General features: G+C 68.7%; 20 protein-coding genes. 10 read left to right on the top strand and 10 right to left on the bottom strand.

All coding sequences use genetic code 11. The features are described 5' to 3' along the window. Window positions 1-59 precede the first annotated feature (59 nt). The 4 genes from LCL61_RS22285 (at window position 60) to LCL61_RS22270 (ending at window position 6054) form a co-directional block, all read left to right on the top strand. Entirely contained in the window at window positions 60-695 is a 636-nt protein-coding gene (locus LCL61_RS22285; protein WP_340681484.1) for a TetR/AcrR family transcriptional regulator, read from the top strand. Window positions 696-726: 31 nt separating this feature from the next. Then, window positions 727-2460, top strand: a complete 1734-nt coding sequence (locus LCL61_RS22280; RefSeq protein WP_340681483.1) for an ABC transporter ATP-binding protein — start codon at window positions 727-729, stop codon at window positions 2458-2460. Then, window positions 2460-4484, top strand: a complete 2025-nt coding sequence (locus tag LCL61_RS22275; RefSeq protein ID WP_425341927.1) for an ABC transporter ATP-binding protein — start codon at window positions 2460-2462, stop codon at window positions 4482-4484. The genes LCL61_RS22280 and LCL61_RS22275 overlap by 1 nt, the downstream gene beginning before the upstream one ends. A 127-nt stretch (window positions 4485-4611) precedes the next feature. Continuing rightward, window positions 4612-6054, top strand: a complete 1443-nt coding sequence (locus LCL61_RS22270; RefSeq protein WP_340681482.1) for a DNA polymerase ligase N-terminal domain-containing protein — start codon at window positions 4612-4614, stop codon at window positions 6052-6054. A 15-nt stretch (window positions 6055-6069) separates the two neighbouring features. Here LCL61_RS22270 and LCL61_RS22265 read toward each other — a convergent pair whose 3' ends face one another. The 3 genes from LCL61_RS22265 to LCL61_RS22255 all read right to left on the bottom strand — a co-directional run bounded on the left by LCL61_RS22265 (window position 6070) and on the right by LCL61_RS22255 (window position 8935). Then, window positions 6070-6423 carry an STAS domain-containing protein gene (locus LCL61_RS22265; RefSeq protein WP_340681481.1) on the bottom strand — a complete coding sequence of 118 codons (354 nt, stop codon included), beginning with the start codon at window positions 6421-6423 and terminating at the stop codon, window positions 6070-6072. A 75-nt stretch (window positions 6424-6498) separates the two neighbouring features. After that, on the bottom strand, window positions 6499-8007 hold the full coding sequence (locus tag LCL61_RS22260) for a CYTH and CHAD domain-containing protein (protein ID WP_340681480.1): 1509 nt from the start codon (window positions 8005-8007) through the stop codon (window positions 6499-6501). A 70-nt stretch (window positions 8008-8077) separates the two neighbouring features. Continuing rightward, window positions 8078-8935 (bottom strand): helix-turn-helix transcriptional regulator, encoded by an 858-nt coding sequence (locus LCL61_RS22255; RefSeq protein WP_340688647.1) that lies wholly within the window; start codon window positions 8933-8935, stop codon window positions 8078-8080. A 629-nt stretch (window positions 8936-9564) separates the two neighbouring features. Between LCL61_RS22255 and LCL61_RS22250 the strand changes: the two genes are divergently transcribed. Continuing rightward, a complete protein-coding gene (locus LCL61_RS22250) occupies window positions 9565-10683 on the top strand; it encodes an erythromycin esterase family protein (RefSeq protein WP_340681479.1) in 1119 nt (372 codons plus the stop codon). Between the two features lie 175 nt (window positions 10684-10858). On the opposite strand, the gene LCL61_RS22245 is transcribed toward LCL61_RS22250, so the two are convergent. Continuing rightward, complete coding sequence (locus tag LCL61_RS22245; protein ID WP_340681478.1) at window positions 10859-13828, bottom strand: AfsR/SARP family transcriptional regulator; 2970 nt, start codon at window positions 13826-13828, stop codon at window positions 10859-10861. Between the two features lie 86 nt (window positions 13829-13914). Then, complete coding sequence (locus LCL61_RS22240; RefSeq protein WP_340681477.1) at window positions 13915-14625, bottom strand: DJ-1/PfpI family protein; 711 nt, start codon at window positions 14623-14625, stop codon at window positions 13915-13917. Between the two features lie 98 nt (window positions 14626-14723). On the opposite strand from LCL61_RS22240, the gene LCL61_RS22235 reads away from it, so the two are divergent. From LCL61_RS22235 to LCL61_RS22225, 3 genes are all read left to right on the top strand, one after another. Then, window positions 14724-15701 carry a GlxA family transcriptional regulator gene (locus LCL61_RS22235; RefSeq protein WP_340681476.1) on the top strand — a complete coding sequence of 326 codons (978 nt, stop codon included), beginning with the start codon at window positions 14724-14726 and terminating at the stop codon, window positions 15699-15701. 41 nt (window positions 15702-15742) lie between these two features. After that, window positions 15743-17149, top strand: coding sequence for a YibE/F family protein (locus LCL61_RS22230; RefSeq protein WP_340681475.1), 1407 nt, complete (start codon window positions 15743-15745; stop codon window positions 17147-17149). A gap of 98 nt (window positions 17150-17247) precedes the next feature. Continuing rightward, window positions 17248-17421: a hypothetical protein gene (locus LCL61_RS22225; protein WP_340681474.1), complete on the top strand. Its 174-nt coding sequence runs from the start codon at window positions 17248-17250 to the stop codon at window positions 17419-17421. Between the two features lie 49 nt (window positions 17422-17470). Here LCL61_RS22225 and LCL61_RS22220 read toward each other — a convergent pair whose 3' ends face one another. Further along, complete coding sequence (locus LCL61_RS22220) at window positions 17471-18127, bottom strand: hypothetical protein (RefSeq protein WP_340681473.1); 657 nt, start codon at window positions 18125-18127, stop codon at window positions 17471-17473. Then, the gene (locus LCL61_RS22215) at window positions 18127-18735 is read right to left on the bottom strand and encodes an MBL fold metallo-hydrolase (RefSeq protein WP_340681472.1); all 609 of its coding nucleotides are present in this window, start codon (window positions 18733-18735) and stop codon (window positions 18127-18129) included. Before LCL61_RS22215 ends, LCL61_RS22220 begins: the two co-directional genes overlap by 1 nt. 156 nt (window positions 18736-18891) lie before the next feature. Between LCL61_RS22215 and LCL61_RS22210 the strand changes: the two genes are divergently transcribed. Beyond that, on the top strand, window positions 18892-19749 hold the full coding sequence (locus tag LCL61_RS22210) for a peptidylprolyl isomerase (protein ID WP_340681471.1): 858 nt from the start codon (window positions 18892-18894) through the stop codon (window positions 19747-19749). A 1-nt stretch (window position 19750) separates the two neighbouring features. Next, window positions 19751-20536: an aminotransferase class IV family protein gene (locus tag LCL61_RS22205; protein ID WP_340681470.1), complete on the top strand. Its 786-nt coding sequence runs from the start codon at window positions 19751-19753 to the stop codon at window positions 20534-20536. Window positions 20537-20695: 159 nt separating this feature from the next. On the opposite strand, the gene LCL61_RS22200 is transcribed toward LCL61_RS22205, so the two are convergent. The 3 genes from LCL61_RS22200 to LCL61_RS22190 all read right to left on the bottom strand — a co-directional run bounded on the left by LCL61_RS22200 (window position 20696) and on the right by LCL61_RS22190 (window position 24488). Continuing rightward, on the bottom strand, window positions 20696-21475 hold the full coding sequence (locus LCL61_RS22200; RefSeq protein WP_340681469.1) for an enoyl-CoA hydratase/isomerase family protein: 780 nt from the start codon (window positions 21473-21475) through the stop codon (window positions 20696-20698). 85 nt (window positions 21476-21560) lie between these two features. Continuing rightward, window positions 21561-23891, bottom strand: a complete 2331-nt coding sequence (locus LCL61_RS22195; protein ID WP_038512526.1) for a RelA/SpoT family protein — start codon at window positions 23889-23891, stop codon at window positions 21561-21563. 78 nt (window positions 23892-23969) lie between these two features. Beyond that, window positions 23970-24488, bottom strand: a complete 519-nt coding sequence (locus tag LCL61_RS22190) for an adenine phosphoribosyltransferase (protein WP_340681468.1) — start codon at window positions 24486-24488, stop codon at window positions 23970-23972. Between the last annotated feature and the right edge of the window lie 174 nt (window positions 24489-24662).

Raw genomic sequence — 24662 nt, 5'->3', positions numbered from 1 at the left:
GAAAAGTGCGGACTGCGCATAAATTTGCGTACCACGCAACTTTTCTCTAGGCTGACGGCATGACCCTGGACCCGGCCGCGCCCTTGGGGCTGCGCGAACGCAAGAAGCGAGCGGCCCGTCGCGCGATGAGCGAGGCGGCGCTCAAGCTCGCCATGGAGAGAGGCGTCGAGCAGGTCCGCGTCGAGGACATCGCCACCGCTGTCGGGGTCTCGCCACGCACGTTCAACAACTACTTCTCCAGCAAGGAGGAGGCGATCTGCTCGTTCATCGTCGAACGACAGGAACTCCTGCGGGAGGCGCTGCGCGAGCGGCCTTCGGGAGAGGCGCTGTGGGAGGCTGTCGGTACCGCGACACTGGAAGCCTACGGCAGCCTGGGAGAACCGAATCGCGGCTCGGTCGAGCTGGCGCGGTCACTGCTCTTGCACCCGTCCGTGCAGGGCGAGTTCCTCAAGGCACACGCCAAGGTCGAACAGGTACTGGCGGACGCCATCCTGGAGCGTGCGGGCGCGGGCCCGGAAAACGCGTTGAACGCGCGGCTCATGGCGGCGATCGTGGAGTCCGCGGTGAAGACCGCGTTCTTCAGCTGGCTGATCGACGAGGGCTCCAGGCCGTTCCTGGAGACGCTCGACGTCCTCCTGCACGAGGCCGCGGCGGGCATCCCCTCGCTCACCGGCGCGAACCCGAAGAAGCAGTAACACCCTACCCACCACTGGGGGAGAAACCGTTGTGCTGACCAAGCTGTTGCGCGTTCACCTGCGCCCGTACCGGCGAGACCTGTGGCTGATCGTGCTGCTGCAGTTCGTCCAGACCCTCGCCGGGCTCTACCTCCCCACGCTGAACGCCGACATCATCGACGGCGGCGTGGTCAAGGGCGACATCGACTACATCCTCGGTGTCGGCGGCGTCATGCTGCTGGTGTCGCTGGTGCAGATCGCCTGCTCGATCGGTGCCGTCTACTACGGCGCCCGGACCGCGATGGCGGTCGGCCGGGACGTCCGCGGCGCGATCTTCCACCGGGTCCAGGACTTCTCCGCCCGCGAAGTCGGCCAATTCGGGACGCCGTCGCTGATCACCCGCACCACCAACGACGTCCAGCAGGTGCAGATGCTGACGTTGATGGCCTTCACCCTGATGGTGTCCGCGCCGATCATGTGCTTCGGCGGCATCATCATGGCGCTGAACCAGGACGTCACCCTCTCGTGGCTGCTCGTGCTCGCGGTGCCGATCCTGGGCGTCTCGGTCGGGGTCATCATCGCGAAGATGCGTCCGGCGTTCCGGCTGATGCAGGAGCGCATCGACAAGATCAACCAGATCCTGCGCGAGCAGATCATGGGCATCCGCGTGATCCGGGCGTTCGTCAAGGACACGCACGAACGGCGGCGGTTCACCAAGGCCGACACCGAACTGCTGGACGTCTCGCTCGTCGTCGGCAGGCTGATGGCCCTGATGTTCCCCATCGTCATGCTCGTGATGAACGCCTCCAGCGTCGCCGTGCTGTGGTTCGGCGGGCTGCGCATCGACGACGGCAGCATGCAGATCGGCGCGCTCACCGCGTTCCTGTCCTACCTGATGCAGATCCTGATGGCGGTCATGATGGCCACCTTCATGTTCATGATGGTGCCGCGCGCCGAGGTCAGCGCCGAGCGCATCTCCGAGGTGCTCGACACGCACACCAGCGTCGTCCTCCCCGCGAACCCGGTCAGCCCCGGCGAGGTGCACGGACGGCTCGAACTGTCCGATGTGGAATTCCGTTACCCGGGGGCGGAGAAGCCGGTGCTGCAGGAGATCTCGCTGCTGGCACTGCCCGGCGAGACCACCGCGATCATCGGCAGCACGGGCAGCGGCAAGACCACGCTGCTCAACCTGATCCCCCGGCTGATGGACGCCACCGAGGGCTCGGTGCGGGTCGACGGCGTCGACGTCCGCGAACTGCATCAGACCGTGCTGTCCGACGCCGTCGGGCTGGTGCCGCAGAAGCCGTACCTGTTCGCCGGGACGGTCGCGAGCAATCTTCGCTACGGCAAGGCCGACGCCACCGACGAAGAGCTCTGGCACGCGCTGGAAGTGGCTCAGGGCAAGGACTTCGTCGAGCGGATGCCGGAGGGGCTGAACTCCCCCATCGCCCAGGGCGGGACCAACGTCTCGGGCGGGCAACGCCAGCGGCTCGCGATCGCGCGGATGCTGGTGCGGCGTCCCGAGATCTACCTCTTCGACGACTCCTTCTCCGCGCTCGACTACGCGACCGACGCCGCGCTGCGGCGGGCGCTCGCGGCGGAGACCGCCGAGGCGACCGTGGTCATCGTCGCGCAGCGGGTCAGCACGATCCGCAACGCCGACCGCATTGTCGTGCTCGATGAAGGCCGCGTCGTCGGCAGCGGAACCCATACCGAACTCATGGACACGAACGAGACCTATCGGGAGATCGTGCTGTCCCAGCTGACCGAGCAGGAGGCCGCCTGATGAGCGCGCCCGAGTCCACTTCGGACACCAAGAACGCCCCGGCCGAGCCGGTGGGCGAGCGCGCGAGCGCGGCACGGGGACCCGGCCCCGGAGGGGGCGGTTTCGGGCGCGGCCCCGCCGGCTTCATGGGCGGGCAGTCCGCCGAAAAGGCCCTGGACTTCAAGGGATCCCTGAAACGGCTGCTGCGCCTGCTGCAGCCGCAGCGCGCCGTGCTGTACGGCATCCTGCTCTTCGGCATCGCCAGTGTCACGCTGAGCGTCATCGGCCCGAAGATCCTCGGGATGGCCACGGACCTCATCTTCGCGGGCGTCGTCGCGAAGGACATGCCCGCGGGCGTGAGCAAGGAAGAGGTCATCGCCGGGCTGCGGGCCGCGGGCGACAACACCGTCGCCGACCTGTACTCGGGGATCGATTTCGTCCCCGGCCAGCGCATCGACCTCGACGCCGTCGGCCAGGTCCTGTTGTGGGTCCTGCTGCTCTACATCGTGGCGTCGTTCTTCTCGCTGCTGCAGGCAAGGCTGACCACGAACCTGGTCCAGCGGGCGGTGTTCGACCTGCGTGAGCGGATCGAGGAGAAGTTCGCCAAGCTTCCGTTGAGCTACTTCGACCGCCAGCCGCGCGGCGAGGTGCTGAGCCGGGCGACCAACGACATCGACAATCTCGCGCTGTCCCTGCAGCAGACCCTCGCGCAAATCGTGTCGTCGCTGCTGATGGTCGTCGGCGTGCTCGTGATGATGTTCGTCATCTCGCCCCTGCTGGCGCTCGTCGCGCTGCTTTCGGTTCCGGCGTCGGTGCTCGTCGCGGCCAAGATCGGCAAGAAGGCGCAGCCGCAGTTCATCAAGCAGTGGTCCACCACCGGACGGCTCAACGCGCATATCGAGGAGATGTACACCGGGCACTCGTTGGTCAAGGTGTTCGGCCGCCGCGAGGAGGCCGAAGAGGTCTTCCGTGAGCACAACGACACGCTCTACGGCGCGAGCTTCAAGGCGCAGTTCATCTCGGGCACCATCCAGCCCGCGATGATGTTCATCGGGAACCTGAGCTACGTGCTGGTCGCCGTGATCGGCGCGCTGCGGGTGGCGTCCGGGACGCTGTCGCTCGGCGACGTCCAGGCGTTCATCCAGTACTCGCGGCAGTTCAGCCAGCCGGTCACGCAGATCGCCAGCATGGCGAACCTGCTGCAGTCCGGGATCGCGTCCGCGGAGCGGGTCTTCGCACTGCTCGACGCGGACGAGCAGGAACCCGAGCCCGCCGAACCCGCGCGCGTGGCGAACGTGCGGGGCCAGGTCGAGTTCGAGCATGTGTCGTTCCGCTACACCGACGACACGCCGCTCATCGAGGACCTGTCGCTCACCGTCGAACCGGGGCACACCGTCGCCATCGTCGGCCCGACCGGCGCCGGGAAGACCACGCTGGTCAACCTGCTCATGCGGTTCTACGAACTCGACGGCGGCAGGATCACCCTCGACGGCGTCGACATCGCCGGGATGGACCGCGAGGACCTGCGGGCCAAGACCGGCATGGTGCTGCAGGACGCGTGGCTGTTCGGCGGCACCATCGCGGAGAACATCGCCTACGGTTCGGAGGGCGCCACGCACGACGAGATCGTCGCGGCCGCCGAGGCGACCCACGTCGACCGGTTCGTCCGCACCCTCCCCGACGGGTACGACACGGTGATCGACGACGAGGGCGGCACGGTCAGCACCGGCGAGAAACAGCTGATCACCGTCGCGCGGGCGTTCCTGGCGAAGCCCGCGATACTCATCCTCGACGAGGCCACCAGCTCCGTCGACACACGGACCGAGGTGCTGATCCAGCGGGCGATGAATTCGCTGCGCGAAGGACGGACGAGTTTCGTCATCGCGCACCGGCTCTCCACCATCCGCGACGCGGACGTCATCCTGGTGATGGAGAACGGATCGATCGTCGAACAGGGCGACCACGAAACGCTGCTGCTCACCGGTGGTGCGTACTCCCGGCTCTATGCCGCCCAGTTCGCGGAGGCGCTGGCCGAAACCGACTGAACCGCATCGCGCGAAGGCCTCTTTTCCTGCTGTTACCGCGGGAAAAGGGGCCTTCGACGTACGGAAGGGGCGTGAACGGCGCTAGGCTTTGCGTGACCGGATCCGGAGAGGGGTGCGCTGGCCGACCATGGCGGAGAAACTCGGCGAATACCGCCGTAAGCGCAGACCAGGGCGGACTCCCGAGCCCCTTCCGGATCGCGACGGGAAGACCGGTTCCGACGATCTGTTCGTCATCCAGGAGCACCACGCGAGCAGCCTGCACTGGGACATCCGCCTCGAACGGGACGGAGTACTCGTCTCCTGGGCGGTGCCGAAGGGCCTGCCGATGTCGCCGGATCTCGAACGGCTCGCCGTGCACACCGAAGACCACCCGATGGAATACCTCACCTTCGAAGGCGAGATACCCGCGGGCGAATACGGCGGCGGCACCATGACGATCTGGGACACCGGCCGGTACGAAACGCTGCACTTCAACGACCACAAGGTCGAAGTCGTCTTCCACGGCGAGCGAGCACGCGGGAAATACCTGTTCCTCAACGTTAAGAAGGACGGCAGGGACAACGGCTGGCTGCTCAAGAGGCTCGATCCGGCCGATCCCGGCCGCGCGGAACTCCCCTCGTTCCTCGCCCCGATGCTGACCAAACCGGGGCGGCTTCCTTCGACGAGCGAAGACGCGGGCTGGGCCTACGAATTCGACTGGTCCGGGCGCCGCGCCCTGATCCGGGTGTCCGGGGGACGGATCACCGCCTACGACGATTCGGGCGACGACGTCACCGGGCTGTATCCCGAATTCCGCGGCCTCGGGGAGCAACTCGGCGCGACGGAGGCATTTCTGGACGGGGAGATCGTGGTCTTCGACGGCGGGAAGCCGAGTCCGGACGGGCTCGGGCATCGCGCGCGGGCGACGAAGAATTCCGCGAAACGGCTCACCTCCCGGTATCCGGCGTTCTACCTGGTGAACGACCTCCTGCATCTCGACGGCCGCTCGTGCCTCGGCTCGTCCTATGTGGAACGACGAGAACTCCTCGACGAACTCGGGCTCGGCGGACCGCATTGGCAGGTCCCGCGGTACTACCTCGGGGATGGCGGAGCGGTCACGCGGGCGGCCCGCGAACACGGGCTCGCCGGCGTCGTCGCCAAACGGGCCGGCTCCGCGTACCACCCGGGACGGCGCACCGGAGAATGGCTTTCCATCACCGGAACCCTGGTGCAGCAAGTGGTTCTGGGCGGGTGGCGGCCGGGCGGCGGCAGCCGGGCGGACACGTTCAGCTCGCTGCTGCTCGGCGTCCCGCACGGGGATGGCCTGCGGTACATCGGTAACGTCGGCGTCGGCTTCGCGGGTGACGAACTGGCGGAGCTGTCCCGGCGATTGTTCCGCTTGGAGCGCAAGACATCCCCGTTCCACTCCGTCCCGGACAAGCAGGCGCGGGACGCGCGCTGGTCACGGCCGACCATCGTCGGCGAGGTCGTCTTCGGCGGCTGGACCGACGCGGGCTGCCTGCGCAACCCACGCTGGCGCGGTCTGCTGCCGGACGTCACCGCCGACGAGGTCGAGCTCGACGGTGTCTAACGCCCAGGACACGGCCTAGAGCCGCAAATCCTCCACATCACGTCGGACGTCGAGGCCGGCGCCGACCCCGCTGACGTCCAGGATCCGTGACACCAAAGGGGTCTTCACGATCACCGAGAACCGGGGCGCCACGGCGTTGGCCTCCTCGAGCACGTGCAATCCCGCGCAACTGAGGAAACCGACCCTGGAGAGGTCCAGGATCACCTGCCTACCCGTGACACACGCACCGGTGAGCTCGGTGCGGAACCGTCCGACCGTGGCCGCGTCGATCTCCCCCACCGCGGTGAGGACGAGGACGCCGTCCTTGCGGCGGCTGGTGGTCACGGCCAGGGGCGGGGCTTCGCCGGGTACGCGCTGGCCAGGCAACATTGGGGGCGCCTCTCTCCAGACCACCAAGTCCTCTCGACGGTACTCGGGGAGGGCGAGAGGTCAACCCGGGCTACCTCATTCGAGCCATTTCGGGCGAGAACCTTTACCCAAGTCTTGCCATTGCCCGGCGAAGCGTCGTCGCGCGGACTCCGCGTCGGCGACCGAACGTCCGTGCAGAACCCCATAGGTGAAAGCGTTTTCGTTCTCGGCGTACGCGCGCAGGCCGAGGAGCCGCAGGACCTCCCTGGTGACCACGATGTCGTGATGCGTGCCGAGCGTGGACTGCACCGCCTTGACGTTCTTTCGCCATTTTCGAAGCTTCTTGCCGGTCACCGGCCTGACCGTGTCCGCCGCGTACCGGGCTCGCTTGGCCTTCTTGCGCACCTCGTGCAGTGCGGCGTCCTGCTCCGCACCGGGCTCCAGCTCACTCGCCGCGGCGACGGCCTTTCCGAGCTTCCGGCTCGATCGAGCGACCGCCTTGCGTAGTTCCTTCTTGTCATCCTTGATCTTCCGCGGTTTGCGGACGAGCTTTTCCAGTGCACGCAACAGATCCGTGTACCGCTTGCTGTCGAGCGCCCGGATCGCCCGTGCCTTGGCCTCTTCCGCTTCGCGCGCGAAGTGCCGCGTCATCAGCTGCTCGACATTGCCCAGCACCAGCTCGACCGGCAACGCCCTGACCTCGTCGTGCAGGCGCGCGGACATCACCTCCGTGTCCCTCGCCGGGCCGAGTTCGCCTCCGAGCCAGCGAAGCTCGGCGGCGAGCCCGTCCGCGACGTCCGGATCGAGGGAGCGCCGGAACGTCCGCAGCGCGCTGCGCAACCGCCTGCACGCGACCCGCATCTGATGCACCGCGTCCTCGGCGTCCCGGCGGACGCCGATGTCGTTGCGTCGCAACGCGTCCACCTCCGCGGCGAGATAGTCCGCCAGCACCGAACCCAACGCTCCCCCGGCCGAGGGCACGAGGTCGTCGGTCAAGCGGCGGAGCTTCGACGGCCACCTCGACCGCTCCGCGCCCGCTTCCAGGACAGCCCGGTCCAGGCTTTCGAGCACTTCGGGATCGGCACCGGGCGAGAGCTCGATCTCGATCTCCCGCCAGCGGTCCAGGTGCGCCTTCTCCCCGCCGGCTTCACCGGTGACGACATCGTCGGTCAGCGTCGCGAGCTCGCGGCCTTCGGCGTCGAGCAAGGCGTACGAGGTGCGCTCGGTGCGAAGATGCGCGGCCTGGACGAGCTTCGCGCCGAGGGTGTGCGCCCTGACGAGCTTCGCCAGCGCGCCCGGCACCTTGTCCGGCTTGCCCGCCAGCGGGAGGCGGAGCTCCTCTCGCCGGTCTTCGCCGACCGGGAGTTTGAGGTGCCAGCCCTCGTCACTTCCGCCCAGCCTCCGCCGCAGCGTGATGCCTGCCTGCGCGAGCCGGAAGTCGGAGGTGTCGAAGTACGTGGCGTCGAGGACGTCGACCCTCGGTTCGGCCTGGTTTGTCACGGGACCGACCGGAACCAGCGGCGGGATGGGCCTGTCGGCCGCCAGGTCGTACTTCCGCTCGATCTCCGTCTCGGCGACCGGGGCACCACCCTGCGTCTTCGTCACCACGAACTCCTTCTCCTCGGCTACCAGGAAGGATTACCCCAGTACGTGACCGCGGGAAACCCCGGACGGCTCACTCCTCCATCCGGTCGTACCGGTCCGCCCATTCGGCGAGCATTTGGCGTGATCTCTCCTCGGTCAGGGTATCGCTTTCGAGCCTCGCGACAAGGGAATAATAGGCTTCGACCGCCACCCGATCGTCGATGAACACCCCGGCCGCATAGGAATCCGTGTACACCACCGCCGGATGTTCCGTGAATTCCATGATGGTGAACGAATTCTCGAGCACCGTGCCCACCCCGTCGCTTTCCGGGACGATACGAATGGAGCAATACGGCAGGTTCGCCGACAGGACGAGGTGGAGCAGTTGCTCGTGCATGATCCGGGGGCCGCCGACGACCGAACGCAGCGCGCGCTCGTGGACGTAGAACCGGCACCTCGGCGGACGATCGCGCCGCAGCAGCCGCTGCCGCTCCATCCTGGCGTTCACGACCTGGTCCAGCTGCGCCTGGTCGCGGTTGCCGATCAGCTCGAAGGCGGTGCGGGCGTACGGTTCGATCTGGAGCAGCCCGGGGAGGGTCAACGACTCGTAGCGCACCAGTGTGTGCGCGATATTCTCCTGGATAGCAAGGGATTTCATCGGATCGACGAGTTCGTCGAAATACGGCCGAACCCAGTACAGGTCACCGCCGGGCTGGGTCAGTTCCAGGAGCAGGTCACGTTCGGGCTCCGCCTCGCCGCAGGTCGCGAGATACAGCGCCGCGTCCACGATGGACAGCTCACGCAGCCCTTGTTCCCACCTCGTGACCTTGCTCTGCAACCAGCCGTTACGGCGGCTGACGTCGGCTCCGCTGAAGTGCCTGCGCTGCCGGAACGCCTTCATGCGGTGGCCCAGTTCCCGGGTCCGCGCCGTCGAATCCTTCTCAACCATGCGGGCCAAAATAGGGCCGAACTCCGGCCGCGCGGTGATAGCCACGCGGTGATTCACCTCAACTGCTGATAACTTGCGCTCGCGCATTTCTGCGAAGGGCACCTTCGCAAGCGAAGCACCTTCGCGAGCGAAGCGTTCTTTAACTTTATAGCGGACGAAAGGAATGCGGGCGAGTTATCCGGAAGTGGATTTCTTGCGACACAGCAGACCGCCGCTTGTCGCCTGGCGCCCCCCGCGGGCGGGCAGCCGGGAGCGAGGCGGCACGGTGCGGGTCGGGTGGGTCGTGAGTGTTTCGGGTCGTTAGAACCGTCCTCGCCACTCACGCCCCCCTTGACCTCCACGTTCCGGCGCCCTAGATACCTGAAGGACCCCTTCATGTACTGAGGAAGGCGCGAAGGTCGAGTTTCCTCGGCTGAGCCGAGGGAGGGGTCATTCACGCGCCGCTGGGCGCAGGTGAGGCGAACGTGACGATCGTCGAGTCCGTGAAGGCCTCCTTCCCCACTTTGAGGGTAGGGAAGGAGGCCTTCACGGACCGACATCCTGACGCCACATTTGAAGCTTCTGAGATAGATCACCAGGAGAAAGCGACCGAAGTTTCAAACGAGTAATCAACGATACGCTTGAATCTCATGAGTCAAGACATCCGAGACTTCGTGACCCCCTCCTGCGACCTGCTCGCCCTGGGCGAGCCGACGCACGCGACCCCGGTCTTCGCGGACGTCCGCAACGCGCTGTTCGCCCAGCTGGTCGACCGCGGCTTCCGCTCGATCGTCCTCGAAACGGATCGCGTGGCCGCGCTCGTCGCGAACGACTTCGTCCGGGACGGCACCGGAACCCTCGACCTCGCGATGAGCGAAGGCTTCTCGCACGTCTTCGGCACTGTGGAGGCGAATAGGCGACTGATCGCCTGGATGCGCGAGTTCAACGAAAACCGGCCGCCCGAGGAGCGGCTTTCGTTCCACGGCTTCGACACCCAGACCGAGAACACTTCCGCGCCCAGCCCGCGGCCCTACCTCGAGTACGCCCGCGATTTCCTTGGCTTCGACGTCGACATCGCGGGCCCGGCGGGCGACGACGAACGCTGGGGCCGCACGGAAGCCGTCATGGACGCGGCTTCGTCGCCCGGTGCCACGGCCGACGCCTACCGGCTGCGCGCGATCGCGGCCGACCTGCTCGCCGCGCTCCGCTCCCGGAAACCGGAACCGGTCACGGACGACTGGTCGCGGGCGGAGATCCACCTCATGGCGGGCATCGATCTGCTGCGCTACCACCGGCAATGCGCCGAACCGCTGGAGCCGCACGAGCGCTACGCGCCCCTCGTCGCGACCAGGGACGCCATCATGGCGCGGAACCTGCTGGACATCCGCGCCGCCGAAGCCTGCCGAGGCCGGACGCTGGTCTTCGCCCACAATCTGCACCTGCGCCGCCAGGCGAGCACGATGCGGGTGGCGGGGACGGAGACCACCTGGTTCCCCGCCGGTGCGCTGGTGGCTCCGCTGCTCGGTGACCGCTACGTCTTCGTCGCGACGAGCCTCGGCCGAAGCGAGGCCATAGCGCTTGAGGAGCCGGAGCCCGATACCTACGAAGGCTTCCTTCAGAAGCACGTCACCACGGACTGGGGCCTGCTCACCGCATCCGAAGTCCCGCCCGCGAGCGTCCGGACCGACCCCACCCCGCGGCAGGGTTACTTCCCGCTCGACCAAGGGATCCTGAACGACGCGGACGCGATTCTGCACGTCCGGTCCTAGCAGTCGAACCGGGTGACGCCTCCTGCCCTCGGAAGGCGTCACCCGGCCACGAGTACGCGCCGCCACCCCCAGTGCCGTTAATCGGAGGCGGCGCGAAGTCCGCTCACTTGAGCCGGAGTCAACACACCGGTGCCATAACTTCGCCAAACGCCGCGGCCGGCGGTCGTCCACCGGGCTAGGCCGAGGTCACCCCGAAGCGGATCTTCGTCAAGGCTTCACGAGCCCGGTCCCGCTGGCGTCCGCTCTGGTCCACGGCGGAAAGGTCCTTGAGCGCGCGCAACTCCCACACCGGGAAGCCCAGTTCCCGGAACAGTCCTGCCGCGGTCCGGAGCCCTTCGGCGGCTTCGGTCGCGACGCCTTCGTCGGCCCGCAGACGCCCGAAGCTGAGCAGGGCGTATCCGCCGCCTCGGCGGTCTCCGAGTTCACGGAAGGTGCTCATCGCGAGGCTCAGGTGCTCGGCGGCGCGGCCGTGTTCACCCGCCAGGCGTAACGATTCGCCGAAGCTCCGGTGCGTATAGGCGGCGGCATGCCGGTGTCCGACGTATTCGAACAGCTCCAGCGACCGCGAGAGGCATCGTTCGCTCTCCCCCGCGTCGCCGGTCTTCGCGTGGAGATCGCCGAGGCTTCGGAGGACGTGCGCCTCCCAATGGCGTTCACGCGAGCTGCGCGTGCCGATCAGCGCGCTCGTCAGCAGCTCGCCTGCCTCGTCCATGCGGCCGTTCCGGCGCAGGACGTCGGCGTACCGCTTGGCGGACCTGTCGTGCTGCCGCCCGTCCTCGCAATGAAGCGCGAGCAGCAGGCTCGCGTCGAAACATTCCTTCGCCCGGCGGAATTCGCCGAGGTCGTCCCACAGCGAGCCGAATTGGGCCGACGCCGTCGCCTGCCCGGCGAGGTCACCGCAATCCCGCAACAGGTCCAATGCCTCTCGCAGCGCGCGGACCGCCGCGCCGGTCCGCCCGGAGTCCGCGTCGACGTCGGCGAGCGCGATGAGCGCGACTCCGGTGCCCGGATGGTCACCCACGGAGCGGAACCTGCCCTCCGCCAACGAGAAACAGGTCCGCGCCCGCGCCAGATCCCCCGCGTCGGCGTGGGCGTGCCCGAGCTTGAGCAGTTTCCCCGCCTCCGCGGGGAGATCGACACGATCACGCACGATGCCGAACCCGAGCCACGCCGGAGATCCGCCCTTCCTCGGGCCGACCAGATCGCTGTAGGCGTCGGCCAGCCGCATGGCCAGCTCGGTCCAACCGTGGTTCTTCGCGGTTCGGACGGCGAGCGCGAGGTTCGCGGATTCCACGTCACGCCAGCCGATCGGGTCGGCCGCGACGCGGTCCGAAACCGCCGCCGGGACGTCCGCTCGCCGAGACGGCGGGTACTCGGCGCCGAGGGCGGCGGAAGCGTGTTCGGCCGACGCCGCCATGACCGTCAGCGCGCGTCGGAGGGCTCCCGGATCCGGCGGTTCCCGGAGCGCGAGCCGGATCAGGCCCGGTAGCCGGTACCGGAGGACGCCCATTCGATCGGGCTCGGCCTGCAGCAGGTGGTCGTCCACCAGTTCATCGAGCAGTTCGGCCGCCTCGACGGCCGAACGGCCGAGCATGGCGGCCGCGAACCAGCCTGCGAACTCGGTGGCACCGGGGAAACCGAGTAATCGCAAGGATTCCCGCTGTCGTGGCGACAGCTCGGCGAGGGCGTCGGCGAGCACCGGCCGGACGGCGAGGTCACCGGCGGCGAGTTCGTCGAGACGCAGGCGCTCGTTCTCCAGGCGCGCCGCGCACTCGGCGACGCTCAGCCTCGGCCGCTGCAGCAGCTTCATTCCCGCGACCCGCACCGCCAGCGCGAGACCGTCGCAGCAGGCCAGCACCCGGCGGACGGCTTCGGGTTCGGCGGACAACCGGGCCTCTCCGGCGATCGCGCCGAGCAGGTCCCGTGACTCCGCGTCGGGCAGCGCGCCGACTTCGACGGGCCTGGCGCCGACGAGCCCGGCCAGCCGCCGCCGCGTCGTGACGATCGCCGCGCAGCCGGGGCCGCTCGGCAGCAGCGGCCGCACCTCGGACTCGGACCGGCAGTTCTCGAGGATCACCAGCAGCCGCCGGTCCGCGGTGTGGCTCTGCCACAACGAGATCCGCCCCGCCCGGTCGGCGGGGATCTCCGCTTCGGCGAGGCCGAGCGCGCGGAGGAAACCGGCGAGCACGTCGCCGGTTTCACGCAGATCGGCGACGAGCTGACCGTCCGGGAACCGCTTGCGCACCCGCCACGCGGCCTGGACGGCCAGCGCGCTCTTCCCCGACCCCGCCGCGCCATGGAGCACGACCGGCGCCGGACCGCGCAGCGCTCGTCCCACGTCCGCCAGTTCCCTGGTCCTGCCGGTGAAATCCGGCGTCGCCGACGGCAGACGGCACGGCGCGCCGCCGCCGGCGGACCAGCCGGTGCCCGCGATCCGGCGACGGACCGCGAGCAGGTCCTCCCCCGGCGAGACACCGGCGTGTTCCCACAACGCCTGACGGCACCGGTCGAGGGCGGCCAGCGCCGCGTCCCGCCGCCCGAGCCCGTGCAGCGCCTCGGCCAGCCACCCGGCCAGGCGCTCGTCACCCGGCCGGGTGGCCAGTTCGGGTCCCAGCCGGTCGGCGACCGCCTTGTGGTCACCGGCCGCCAGTTCCAGCTCCACGAGCTTGCCCAGTACCGAACACCGCTGGTCCTCGAGCCACAGCCGGTGCGCCTCCACCAGCGGGCCGACCGGAACGTCGGCGAACGCCCGGCCACGCCACAGTCCCAGCGCCTGTTCGAGCAACGTCCTGCGCTCGGCACCGGTCGCCTTCGCGGCCGCGGCGGTCAGTTCGGAGAAGGCCGTGACGTCCAGCTCCCCCGCCGAGACGGTCAGCCGGTAGCCGCTCCGGCCGGACCGCAACCGCTGCCGGACGTCGTCCACCGGCACGCCGGGCGACAACGCCTTGCGCAGCTTGGAAGCCGCCATCTGCACGACCGCGGCGGCACTCGACGGCGGTCCCTGCGGCCAGAGTTCGTCCACGAGGGTGTCCCGGTGGACGAACTCGTTCGGGCGGGCCAGGAGCACCGCGAGCACCCGACGGGGCTGAGCCGCCGACGGCAGCGGGACCGAGGCCGCGAGCGGGCCGAGCACCTTGAACTCCACGAACCACCTATCACCTGGACGGATGACCCAGAATGTAACCCGGTGCCGTCCCCGTGACAGCGACTTCTCACCCGGATGGCCGCCTCTTACTTCCCGGTGTGCGCGAGCAGCCTGTCCCGCAACGCGGGCTCGTCCGCGAGTGCCTCGTTCAGCGTGTGCTCCAGCAGAGGCTTGAGATCCCCGTACGGCCGCTTAGACCAGTCCAGCGGCCCCTGTGGCGGCTCCGGGTCGTACTCGATGACGAACTGGATCGTCCGGGCGATCTCGGCGCCGACGAGCCGCTCGACCAGGTGCAGCGCGAGGTCGATTCCCGCCGACACCCCGGCGGCGGTGATCACGTTCCCGTCCTCGACCCAGCGCTCGGCGACGGGCTCCGCGCCGAAAGCGCCCAGCAGTTCACGGAACATCCAATGCGTCGCGGCTTTGCGGCCCTTCAGCAGTCCGGCCTGCCCCAGCAGCAGCGATCCCGTGCACACCGAGGTCACGAGCTCCGCGTTCGCCCCTGCGGTCCGCAGGTATCCCACCAGTTTCTCGTCGGCGAGCGCCTTCAGCGTCGGCGCGGCGCCACCGGGCACGAGCAGCGCGTACGGCGACGGGACTTCGTCGTAGGTATGGGTCGCCACGAGCTTCAGCGGGTTGTCGGTGGTGACCGCGTCCTTCGTCTCACCGACCACGACCGTCCGGTACTCCTGCGCCGTGCTCGCCATCCCGTCCAGCACGGTCAGCGGCCCGACCATGTCCAGCGGGGTCATCCCCGGGTACACCACGAACGCGATCGTTTTCTTGTCGTCTGTCATGGGACAACGGTGTCGAAGGCGCGGGACCGCGGTGGCCCGGATGTCCGGATTCCTGCGAACAACGTCCGACGGCCGGGCACTACTGGTAGCGTTCGATCATGCCGGGTTCACCCAGACGAGTGTTGATCGTCGGCTACAGCAACGCCGAGTTGCTCGACATCGCCGGCCCGTCGGACGTCCTGGACGCCGCGACCAAACTCGGCGGCAAGCCGGGGTACGAGATCATGCTCGCGAGCGTCGACGGGCGCGGTATCCGCTGCGAATCCGGGCTGACGCTGCAGGCACAGCACCGGCTCGACCAGGTGACGGGCGAGCTGGACACGCTGATCGTCGCGGGCGGCACCGGGCACGAGGCGGCCGCCGCCGACCCGAGGGTCGTCACCCATGTCCGCAGGCTCGCGCAGCAGAGCCGTCGCGTCGCTTCGGTGTGCACCGGTGCCACGGTCCTCGCCGCGTGCGGGCTGCTCAACGGGCGGCGCGCCACCACGCACTGGCGGTTCGCGAACCGGCTCGCGACGAGCTACCCGCAGGTGAACGTGGATCCGGTGCCGCTGTACGTGCGCGACGGCAACGTCTACACGGCGGCGGGGGTCACCAGCGGGATCGACCTCACCCTCGCGTTCGTCGAGGCCGACCACGGCCCGAGCGTGGCCAGGGAGGTCGCCCGCATGCTGGTGACCTACCTGCAGCGGCCGGGCAACCAGGCGCAGGTGAGCATGTTTCTGTCCGGCCCACCGCCGGAAAACCGGCTCGTCCGCGACATCACCGCGTACGTGGCGGAGCACCTGGCCGACGATCTCGGAACCGCCGTCCTCGCCGAACGGGCCGGGATCAGCACCCGGCAGCTGACCAGGCTCTTCGACGCCCACCTGAGCACCACGCCCAGCAGGTACGTGCGGGCGGCGAGGACCGAAAACGCCGCGAAACTCCTGTGCGGCACCGAACTCCCGCTGACGTCGATCGCGAGGCGATGTGGTTTCGGTTCGACCGAGACACTGCGCCAGGCCTTCCTCGATCACTTCGACACCCCGCCTTCGGCCTATCGCCGTGTCCACCTTCGGCAGGCGTTCGGCTAGGCCGTGTGCGGCGCGCGGCGCGGACTGTGGAGGATGTGCGGGTGAACCGCCGCGACCTCTCCGACGACGACACCGGCCCGATTTGCCGGGTAACGGACACCCCGTCTGATCGTTCGCCCGGAACGTCCCGTTCGCCGCGCCGGACTCCCCCGCCCGAGGGGGCGCGGCGCCCCCGTCCCCCGGCACAGCGGCCGCGTCAGGCGGAATCGGGCAGACGTCGCGCCCCGGAACCGAAGCCCGTACCGGTCGGTCACGGGCATTCGCACGGCCACGGGCCGGCGGCACCCGCGTCGCGCCGGGTCCGGCTCCTGCTGATGTGGCTGCTGATCCCGCTCGCCGTCGCCACCGTCGTCGGCATGATCGTGCTCTACCCGTGGGGCGAGGATCCGGTGAAAAGCGTCTTCACCCAGGGAACCCCGGTGGACGCGACGGTCACCAAGACGATCACCGGCCCGTGTCTCGCCGAAGGGCAGGTGCAGGTCGGCGAACCGCCGCCGGACGCGAAGCCGTGTCTCACCAGTGAGCTGACGATGACAGACGGCCCCGGGGCCGGGAAGTCGTTGAAACTGACGCTTCCCATCGAGCCGAGCACACCGCGGTTCGCCGCGGGCGACGAGGTGGTGCTGTCCTACAACGGCGGCGACGTCGCGAACCCGGCGTCATTCCAGATCGTCGATTTCCAGCGCGGTACGCCGTTGCTGCTGCTCGCCGGGCTGTTCGCGCTCGCGGTGATCGTGCTGGGCCGGTGGCGGGGTCTCGCGGCGCTGGTCGCGCTGGGGCTGAGCTTTTTGGTGCTGGCGTTCTTCGTGCTGCCGTCGATCCTCTCCGGGGAAAGCCCGCTGCTGGTGGCGATCGCGGGCGCGGGCGCGATCATGTTCGTCGCGCTGTACCTGACGCACGGGCTGTCCGCGAGAACCTCGGTGGCGGTGCTGGGCACCTTGGTGAGCCTGGTCCTGATCGGTGTCCTGTCCGCGATCTTCTCGGCCGCGGCGTCGCTGACCGGGCTCGACGACAGCACCTCGCAGCTGATCGGGTCGCTCGGGCACGGGATCGACGCGCGCGGTCTGCTGCTGGCGGGCGTCGTGATCGGCGCGCTCGGCGTGCTGGACGACGTCACGGTGACGCAGACGAGCGCGGTGTGGGAACTCCGACGGGCGAATCCGTCGCTCGGCTGGCGTGAGCTGTACGGCGCGGGCCTGCGGATCGGCCGCGACCACGTCGGCTCGGCGGTCAACACGCTCGTGATGGCGTACGCGGGGGCGGCGCTGCCGGTGCTGCTGTACACGTCGCTTTCCGGAGTCGGGCTCGGCTCGATCCTCGGCGCGGAGGAAATCGCGCAGGAGATCATCAGGACGCTGGCCGGAAGTGTCGGCATCGTCGCGGCGGTCCCGGTCACCACCGTGCTGGCGGCGCTGATCGCCTCGCGGGAGCCCCAAGAGTCCCTGTAACCACAAGCGCACCAAAGCGCGCGCCCGCCGCGCGATCACGGGCCGGAGTCGGGTACGAAGAGGCCGCACCCGAGGTTCGCCGCGTGATCGGAGGGGCCATGTCCGACGTCGTGTTCGCCGTCCCCAGACAGCTGACCGCCGTCGCACGGCGCGTGCTCGTCTCGACGCTGGAAGCCGTCGAGGCGGTGCCCAAGATCGCCGCCGCGCTCGACGACGTGCGGTCGACGCTCAAGCACTCGGAGCGGCTGGCGACCCGCACCGAAGCCTCGTGAGTGGTAACCGTCCCAAACACTCACGAGGCCGAACGTCCTCCCGTGAGCTTCAGTCCAGCGTCGCCACGAACCGGCTGACCGCCTCCATCGTGAACCGCTGGATGTACTTCCCGGCGGGCGCCGCCGAGGCCAGCCGGTAGAGCGGCCGCTCCGCCGCCGCGTCTCCGCGCGCCTCCGATTTCAGCTGGGCCACCAGCAGTTCGGAGAACACCAGGCCGTTCGCCTCGGTGTTGTTCAGCAGGGCGTTCGCCAGCTTGCGCAGTTGCAGGATGCCCAGTTCCCGGCCGCCCGCACCGGAATAGACAGCCAGGTCGACTTTCGCGACCTTGCGACGCTTGCCCGCGTTGACCAGCAGGCTGACCGTCCGGGTGCCGCGCACGTCGCTGATCACCAGGTCGATGCGCTCGGCCGCGGTCAGGTCGATCCGCCGCACCCCCCAGGTCCGCACGATGAGCGTGTCGCCTTCGAGCCAGACGCGGCGGCGCAGGTTGTAGAACATGACGTAGAGCAGCGGTACCGCGATCACGCCGGCGACCACCAGCCCGGCGATCTCACCGCCGATCAGTCCCGCGATCCCGCCGAACGCGGCCGCGAAGATCACGACGCCGGCGACGCTGGAGCAGCCGCGCCTGCGGCGCAGCTTGGGGTCGTCGTGGAACAGCGGGAGACGTTCGGGGGTCTCCGGGGTCCCGGTCGGCTCGGTCATCACACGCCCGTCCCGGCCAGGAACGGGTTCCCCGCCCGCTCCTGCCCGATCGTGGTGGCCGGGCCGTGGCCCGGGAGGACGACGGTGTCGTCGGGCATCGTCATCACCTTGGCGCCGAGCGATCGCACGAGTTCGGCGCCGTCCCCGGCGGACCGGCCGATCGAACCGGCGAACAGGCTGTCCCCGGTGAGCACGATCCGGCCGCCCTCGGCGGAGGTCAGCCCGAACACCACCGAACCGGCGGTGTGCCCCGGTGTTCCGGAGACCGTGATCTCCAGTCCGGCCAGCCCGAGCGGGCCATCGGCGAGTGGCACGATCCCGTCCTTCCGTTCTCCCGCGTCCCGGCCCAGGAGTGGCCGGTCCGCCTCGTGCAGATAGAGAGGTATTCCGTGGCGCGCGCCGATCTCGTCCACCGAAGCGACGTGATCGGGGTGGCCGTGGGTGGCGAGCATCGCGACCGGCGTCAGGCCGTGCGTGGAAAGCGCGGCCTCGAGCGGTTCGACGACGTCCTCCCCGGGATCGACGATCACGCACTTCCCGCCGCCTTCACGGGCGAGCAGGTAGCAGTTGGCTTCGAGGGGGCCTGCCGGAAAACCGACAACCAGCACGAAACGCCTCCTCAGTTCTTCCGCCGAACAGGTGACAGGATGGCCCTGATCACGATCAAGTAAGCCTAGCGGCCCCTGTACGGGGGCCTCACAGGCTGTGCCAATAGACTCCCGCTACCTCATACGTGTGACATCGAGTGGAAACCGGGAGGGCGGGTGCCGACCAACCAGCAGCGCCGCGAAGCCGCGAAGCGCAAGCTCGAGCGACAGATCGTGCGACGGGCCGAACAGGCCAAGCGGCGCAGGATCGTCGGCTCGGTAGCGGTCGTCGGTGTCGTCGCCATCGTGGCGGGCGCGGTGTGGTGGATCGTCAGCAGCAACAGTGGTGACGATGCCGCCTCCGACGCTTCCCCCAGCTCGGCTCCTCCGACCCCCGAGGTCACCATCCCCACGGAGCGCGCTCCGATGCCGAAGCGGCCGACGCCGCTGGCGAACCCGGTGGCCTGCGACTACAAGGACGACACCGCCAAGCCCGCTTCGAAGAAGGTGAACAAGCCGGAAGGCAAGGACGTCTCCTCGAACGGCACGGTGAACGTCGTGCTGAAGAGCACCGCGGGCGACATCCCGCTGACGCTCGACCGGGCGCTCGCCCCCTGTGCCGTGCAGAGCTTCATCAGCCTTTCCCAGCAGGGCTACTTCAACGACACCAAGTGCCACCGGCTCGGCACCACCGGCCTGCAGATGCTGCAGTGCGGTGACCCCCAGGCCAGCGGCATGGGCGGCCCGGGCTACACCATGCCGGACGAAGCGTTCCAGGAGATCAAGTACGGCCGCGGCATCCTCGCGATGGCCAAGACGCAGCAGCCGAACTCCGGCGGGAGCCAGTTCTTCATGGTCTACGGCGAGGCCGAACTGTCCCCGGACTACTCGGTCTTCGGCAGCATCTCCGACGAAGGCCTGAAGGTGCTCGACAAGGTCGCCAAGGCGGGCGCGAACGCGCAGGCCGGCAACGGCGACGGCACCGGCCCGCCCAACACCGAGGTCAAGTTCACCGGCGTCACGGTCAACGCCTGACGTGAAGCTGGAAGTCAACGGCGCGCCCGCCCGGTCGGAAGACCTGGCGGGCGCGTTCGGCTATGGCCACTTCACCGCGATGCAGGTCCGCGGCGGCAAGGTCCGCGGTCTGGACGTCCACCTTCGCCGTCTCGCTACAAGTACGCGGCGCATGTTCGCCCACGACCTCGACACCGAGGCGGTGCGCGGGTACGTACGGCAGGCCATCCGGGGTGAAGACGCGTTGTCCGTGCGGGTGCTGATCTTCTCCCGGGCGTTGGATTGGTCCGATCCCGGCGCACCGGCGGCACCGGATGTCCTCGTCCGGATCGGGCCGCCCCGAAAGCACGAGATGACACCGTTGCGCCTGCGGTCCGTGCGCTACGAGCGGGTGCTCCCGGAGGTCAAACACGTCGGTACGTTCGGACTGCTCCACCACACGCGCGAGGCGAAGCTGGCGGGATACGACGACGCGCTGTTCGTCGACTACCAGGGCCGGGTCAGCGAGGCGTCGATCTGGAACGTCGGTTTCCTCGAAGGCGGCACTGTGGTCTGGCCGCAGGCCCCGGTGCTCGACGGCATCAGCCAGCAACTCGTGCGTCGCAGCCTCGAGCGCAACGGGATCCCCCAGGAGATCCGCGACGTCCGCCCCGCCGATCTGCCGGGGTTCGACGCCATGTTCCTGACCAATTCGGAGTCGGTCGGGTGGCCGGTGGCGTCGGTGGACGACGTCGTGCTTCCGTTCGCCCCGGAGACGGGGCGGATCCTCACCGAAGCGTACGAAAGCAATCCCTGGGACGAGATCTAGTTTGTCCTAGATTCGGGTCCGTGAAGGCCTCCTTCCCTACCCTGAAGGTAGTGAAGGAGGCCTTCACGGCATCACGCCTTCTGTAACCGTCTGGGNAATGCCCGAGCCAGTCGTGGAAGGCGTCGATGCCGGCCTTCACGGCGAAGCGGCTCGGATCGCTCAGCGGTAGGTGAACTTCGGCGGCCGCCGCGCCAGAAACGCGGCCACTCCCTCGGCGTAGTCCTCGCCGTGCAGGGCACCGAGCCGGATCTCGTCGACCTCGGCATCGGATTCCTGCTGTCCCGCCACGATCTTCTCGATGATCCGGTTCATCCCGCGCACCGACGCCTGCGAACGCGACGCCAGCGTCTCGACGAACTTCCCGGTCGCGGCCTCCAGCTCATCGGCCGGGAAGACGTCGTTCAGCAGCCCGATCTCCCGCGCCCGGCGCGCGTCGACGAGTTCACCCGAGAGCAGGAAGTACTTCGCGTGCGCGGGACCGACCAGCGAGACCAGCTGCCGGGTCGAGTCGAAGTGGTAGACGATCCCGAGCTTCGCGGGCGTGATGCCGAAGCGCGAGCCCTCCGCGGCGAAGCGGAAATCGCAGGCGACCGAGATCTGGCATCCGCCGCCGATGCAGTTGCCCTGGATCATCGCGACGGTCGGCTTCCGCGACGCCGTCAACGCCGCCACCGCTCCGTCGACGGCCTTGTCGTAGGTCTCGGCCGCGTCGGCGGTGGAGCGCAGTTCCCGGAACTCGCTGATGTCCGCGCCCGCCGAGAAGTGCGCGCCCGCGCCGGTCAGCACGAGGACCTTGATCGCCGGGTCCGCCTCCACCCGCGCCACCACGTCCGGGATCGCCGACCACATCCCATAGGTGATCGCGTTCATCTTCTCCGGCCTGGTGAACGTCAGCCGCGCGACCTCGCCGCCGCGAGTGAACTCGAACCCGTCAGTCATCCATGAATCCAATCAGTCAGGCGAAGCCTGTCCGTTGAGGGCGGCGGTGGGGCGGGGTCCGGGTTTAGCCGGGACCCACCAGTGGTCACGAAGCCGAAGTGACCCGATATACGTCGTAAACACCCTCGACGCCTCGGACCACCTTCAGCACGTGTCCGAGGTGCTTCGGGTCGCCCATCTCGAACGAGAACCGGCTGACCGCCACCCTGTCGCGTGACGTCGTGACCGACGCGGACAGGATGTTGACCTTCTCGTCCGCGAGCACCTTCGTGACGTCCGAGAGCAGGCGGTGCCGGTCCAGCGCCTCGACCTGGATCGCGACAAGGAATACCGAGGACGCCGACGGCGCCCACTCGACCTCGACGAGCCGTTCCGGCTGAGCCCGCAGGTCGTCGGCGTTGGTGCAGTCGGTCCGGTGCACGCTGACACCGCCGCCGCGGGTGACGAAACCGAGGATCTCGTCACCGGGCACCGGCGTGCAGCAGCGGGCGAGCTTCGCCCAGATGTCGCTGGCGCCCTTCACCACGACACCGACGTCGTTCGAACCGCGGCGGCGGGTGACCGTGGACGGTGTCGCGCGCTCGGCGAGCTCCTCCTCCGCCTCGTCGACCCCGCCGATGAGCGCGACGAGCCGCTGCACGACGTGCTTCGCGCTGGTGTGGCCCTCGCCGACGGCCGCGTACAGCGAACTGATGTCGGGATGCCGCAGCTCGGTGGCGACCGCGCCCATCGACTCGGCGGAGACCAGCCGCTGAATCGGGAGGCCGACCTTGCGGACCTCCTTGGTGATGGCCTCCTTGCCGCCTTCGATCGCCTCGTCGCGGCGTTCCTTGGCGAACCACTGCCGGATCTTCGCGCGGGCCTTGGGCGAGCCGGCGAACTGCAGCCAATCGCGGCTCGGACCCGCCGTCTCGGCCTTCGAGGTGAAGATCTCGATGACCTCGCCGTTCTCCAGCTTGCGCTCGAGCGCGACGAGCCTGCCGTTGACGCGGGCCCCGATGCAGCGATGCCCGACCTCGGTGTGCACGGCGTAGGCGAAGTCGACCGGCGTCGAATCGACCGGCAGCGTGATCACGTCACCCTTGGGCGTGAACACGAAGATCTCGCGCGAGGCGAGCTCGTAGCGCAGTGACTCGAGGAAGTCCCCCGGGTCCGCCGCTTCACGCTGCCAGTCGAGGAGCTGGCGCATCCACGCCATCTCGTCCACATCCATGGCGTTCCCGTTGTGGGTGCCCTTGGTCTCCTTGTACCGCCAGTGCGCGGCGATGCCGTATTCGGCGGTGCGGTGCATCTCGTAGGTCCGGATCTGGACTTCCAGCGGTTTGCCGTCCGGCCCGATCACCGTGGTGTGCAACGACTGGTACACACCGAAACGAGGCTGCGCGATGTAGTCCTTGAACCGGCCGGGGACCGGCTGCCACAGCGCGTGGACGACACCCATCGCGGCGTAGCAGTCGCGGACGTCCTCGACCAGGATCCGCACGCCCACCAGGTCGTGGATGTCGTCGAGGTCGCGGCCGCGGACGATCATCTTCTGGTGGATCGAGTAGTAGTGCTTCGGCCTGCCCTCGACCTTGGCGGTGATCCGCGAGCCTTCGAGATTGCCGGTCAGCTCGGTGATCACCGACCGCAGGTACGTGTCGCGCGAAGGCGCGCGATCGGCGACCAGGCGGACGATCTCGTCGTACTTCTTCGGCTGCAGGATGGCGAAGGCCAGATCCTCCAGCTCCCATTTGACCGTCGCCATGCCGAGCCGGTGCGCCAGCGGGGCGAGAACCTCCAGGGTCTCGCGAGCCTTGCGGGCCTGCTTCTCCGGCGGCAGGAACCGCATCGTGCGCATGTTGTGCAACCGGTCGGCCAGCTTGATGACCAGCACGCGCGGGTCGCGCGCCATCGCGATGACCATCTTGCGGATAGTCTCGGCCTCGGCGGCCGTGCCGAGCTTGACCTTGTCCAGCTTGGTGACGCCGTCGACGAGCTCGCCGACCTTCTCGCCGAAGTCGGCCTTCAGGCTCTCCAGTGAGTAGCCGGTGTCCTCGACGGTGTCGTGCAGCAGCGCCGCGACCAACGTCGTGGTGTCCATGCCGAGTTCGGCGAGGATGGTCGCGACCGCGAGCGGATGCGTGATGTACGGGTCGCCGGACTTGCGCCGCTGCTCCCGGTGGAGTTCCTCGGCGACGTCGTAGGCGCGCTGGAGCTGCGCGAGATCCGCGTTGGGATGCAACTCGCGGTGAATGACGGCGAGCGGCTCGAGAACCTGCTTGACCGGCGCGGCGCGCTGCGCGGTGATCCGGCGGGCGAGGCGGGCGCGCACGCGGCGCGTCGCGGACGGCGTCGGCGCTGCCCCCTGTCGCGCCGCACCGTTCTGCTCGGTGCCGTCCTTCGAGGACACCGCGGCATCGAGCTCTTGGCTCACCCGCACCTCCTGCGCTTCGTGCGGCCTTCGGACATCAAGGGTAACCGCTCCCCCGCGCGGCTCACTTGGTACGCCCGCTCAACACACCCGGAGGGCCTCCACACGACGCCCCTCAAGCACGGAACGACCGCCGAGCGCGCCGAGTTCCATGACCACCGAAACCCCGGTGACCTGCGCCTTCGCGTCCTCCAGCAGTTTGCAGGTGGCCGCGACCGTGCCACCGGTGGCGAGCACGTCGTCGAGGACCGCGACACGCTGGCCGGGCTCGACGACGCCTTCGGGCAGTTCGACGGTCGCGGTGCCGTACTCCAGCGTGTAACCGACCCTGCCCGCGACGCGGGGCAGCTTGCCCGGCTTGCGGATCAACGCGACACCGAGGCCACGGGCATACCCGACGGCGGCCGCCAGCAGGAATCCGCGCGCTTCCACACCGGCCAGCAGATCGACCTCGGGATCGACGGTGGCGGCCAGCGCGTCGGTGACTGCCCTGAAACCCGCCGCGTCGGCGAACAGCGGGCTCAGGTCCCGGAACAGCACGTCGGGTTCCGGGAAGTCCGGCACGTCGGCGATGAGGTCGAGTGCCTTGTCCAGCTCCATGTACTTCCTGCTCCAACTCGCGTGGTGTTCGTGACCGGTCGCTATGAAGGGGCCTTTCATCGCAAATTTTGCGATGAAAGCAGGCGCGCGCGAGGATGATCGCGTCGGCGAACGTGCCGCCGGTCCAGTTCNCATCGCAAATTTTGCGATGAAAGGCCCCTTCATAGCGCTGGA

Origin of the sequence: Amycolatopsis coloradensis (genome assembly GCF_037997115.1) — a bacterium.
GTDB lineage: Bacteria > Actinomycetota > Actinomycetes > Mycobacteriales > Pseudonocardiaceae > Amycolatopsis > Amycolatopsis coloradensis_A.
The sequence above is the reverse complement of the archived record's forward strand: the minus strand, read 5'-3'. Positions and strand labels throughout refer to the sequence as shown.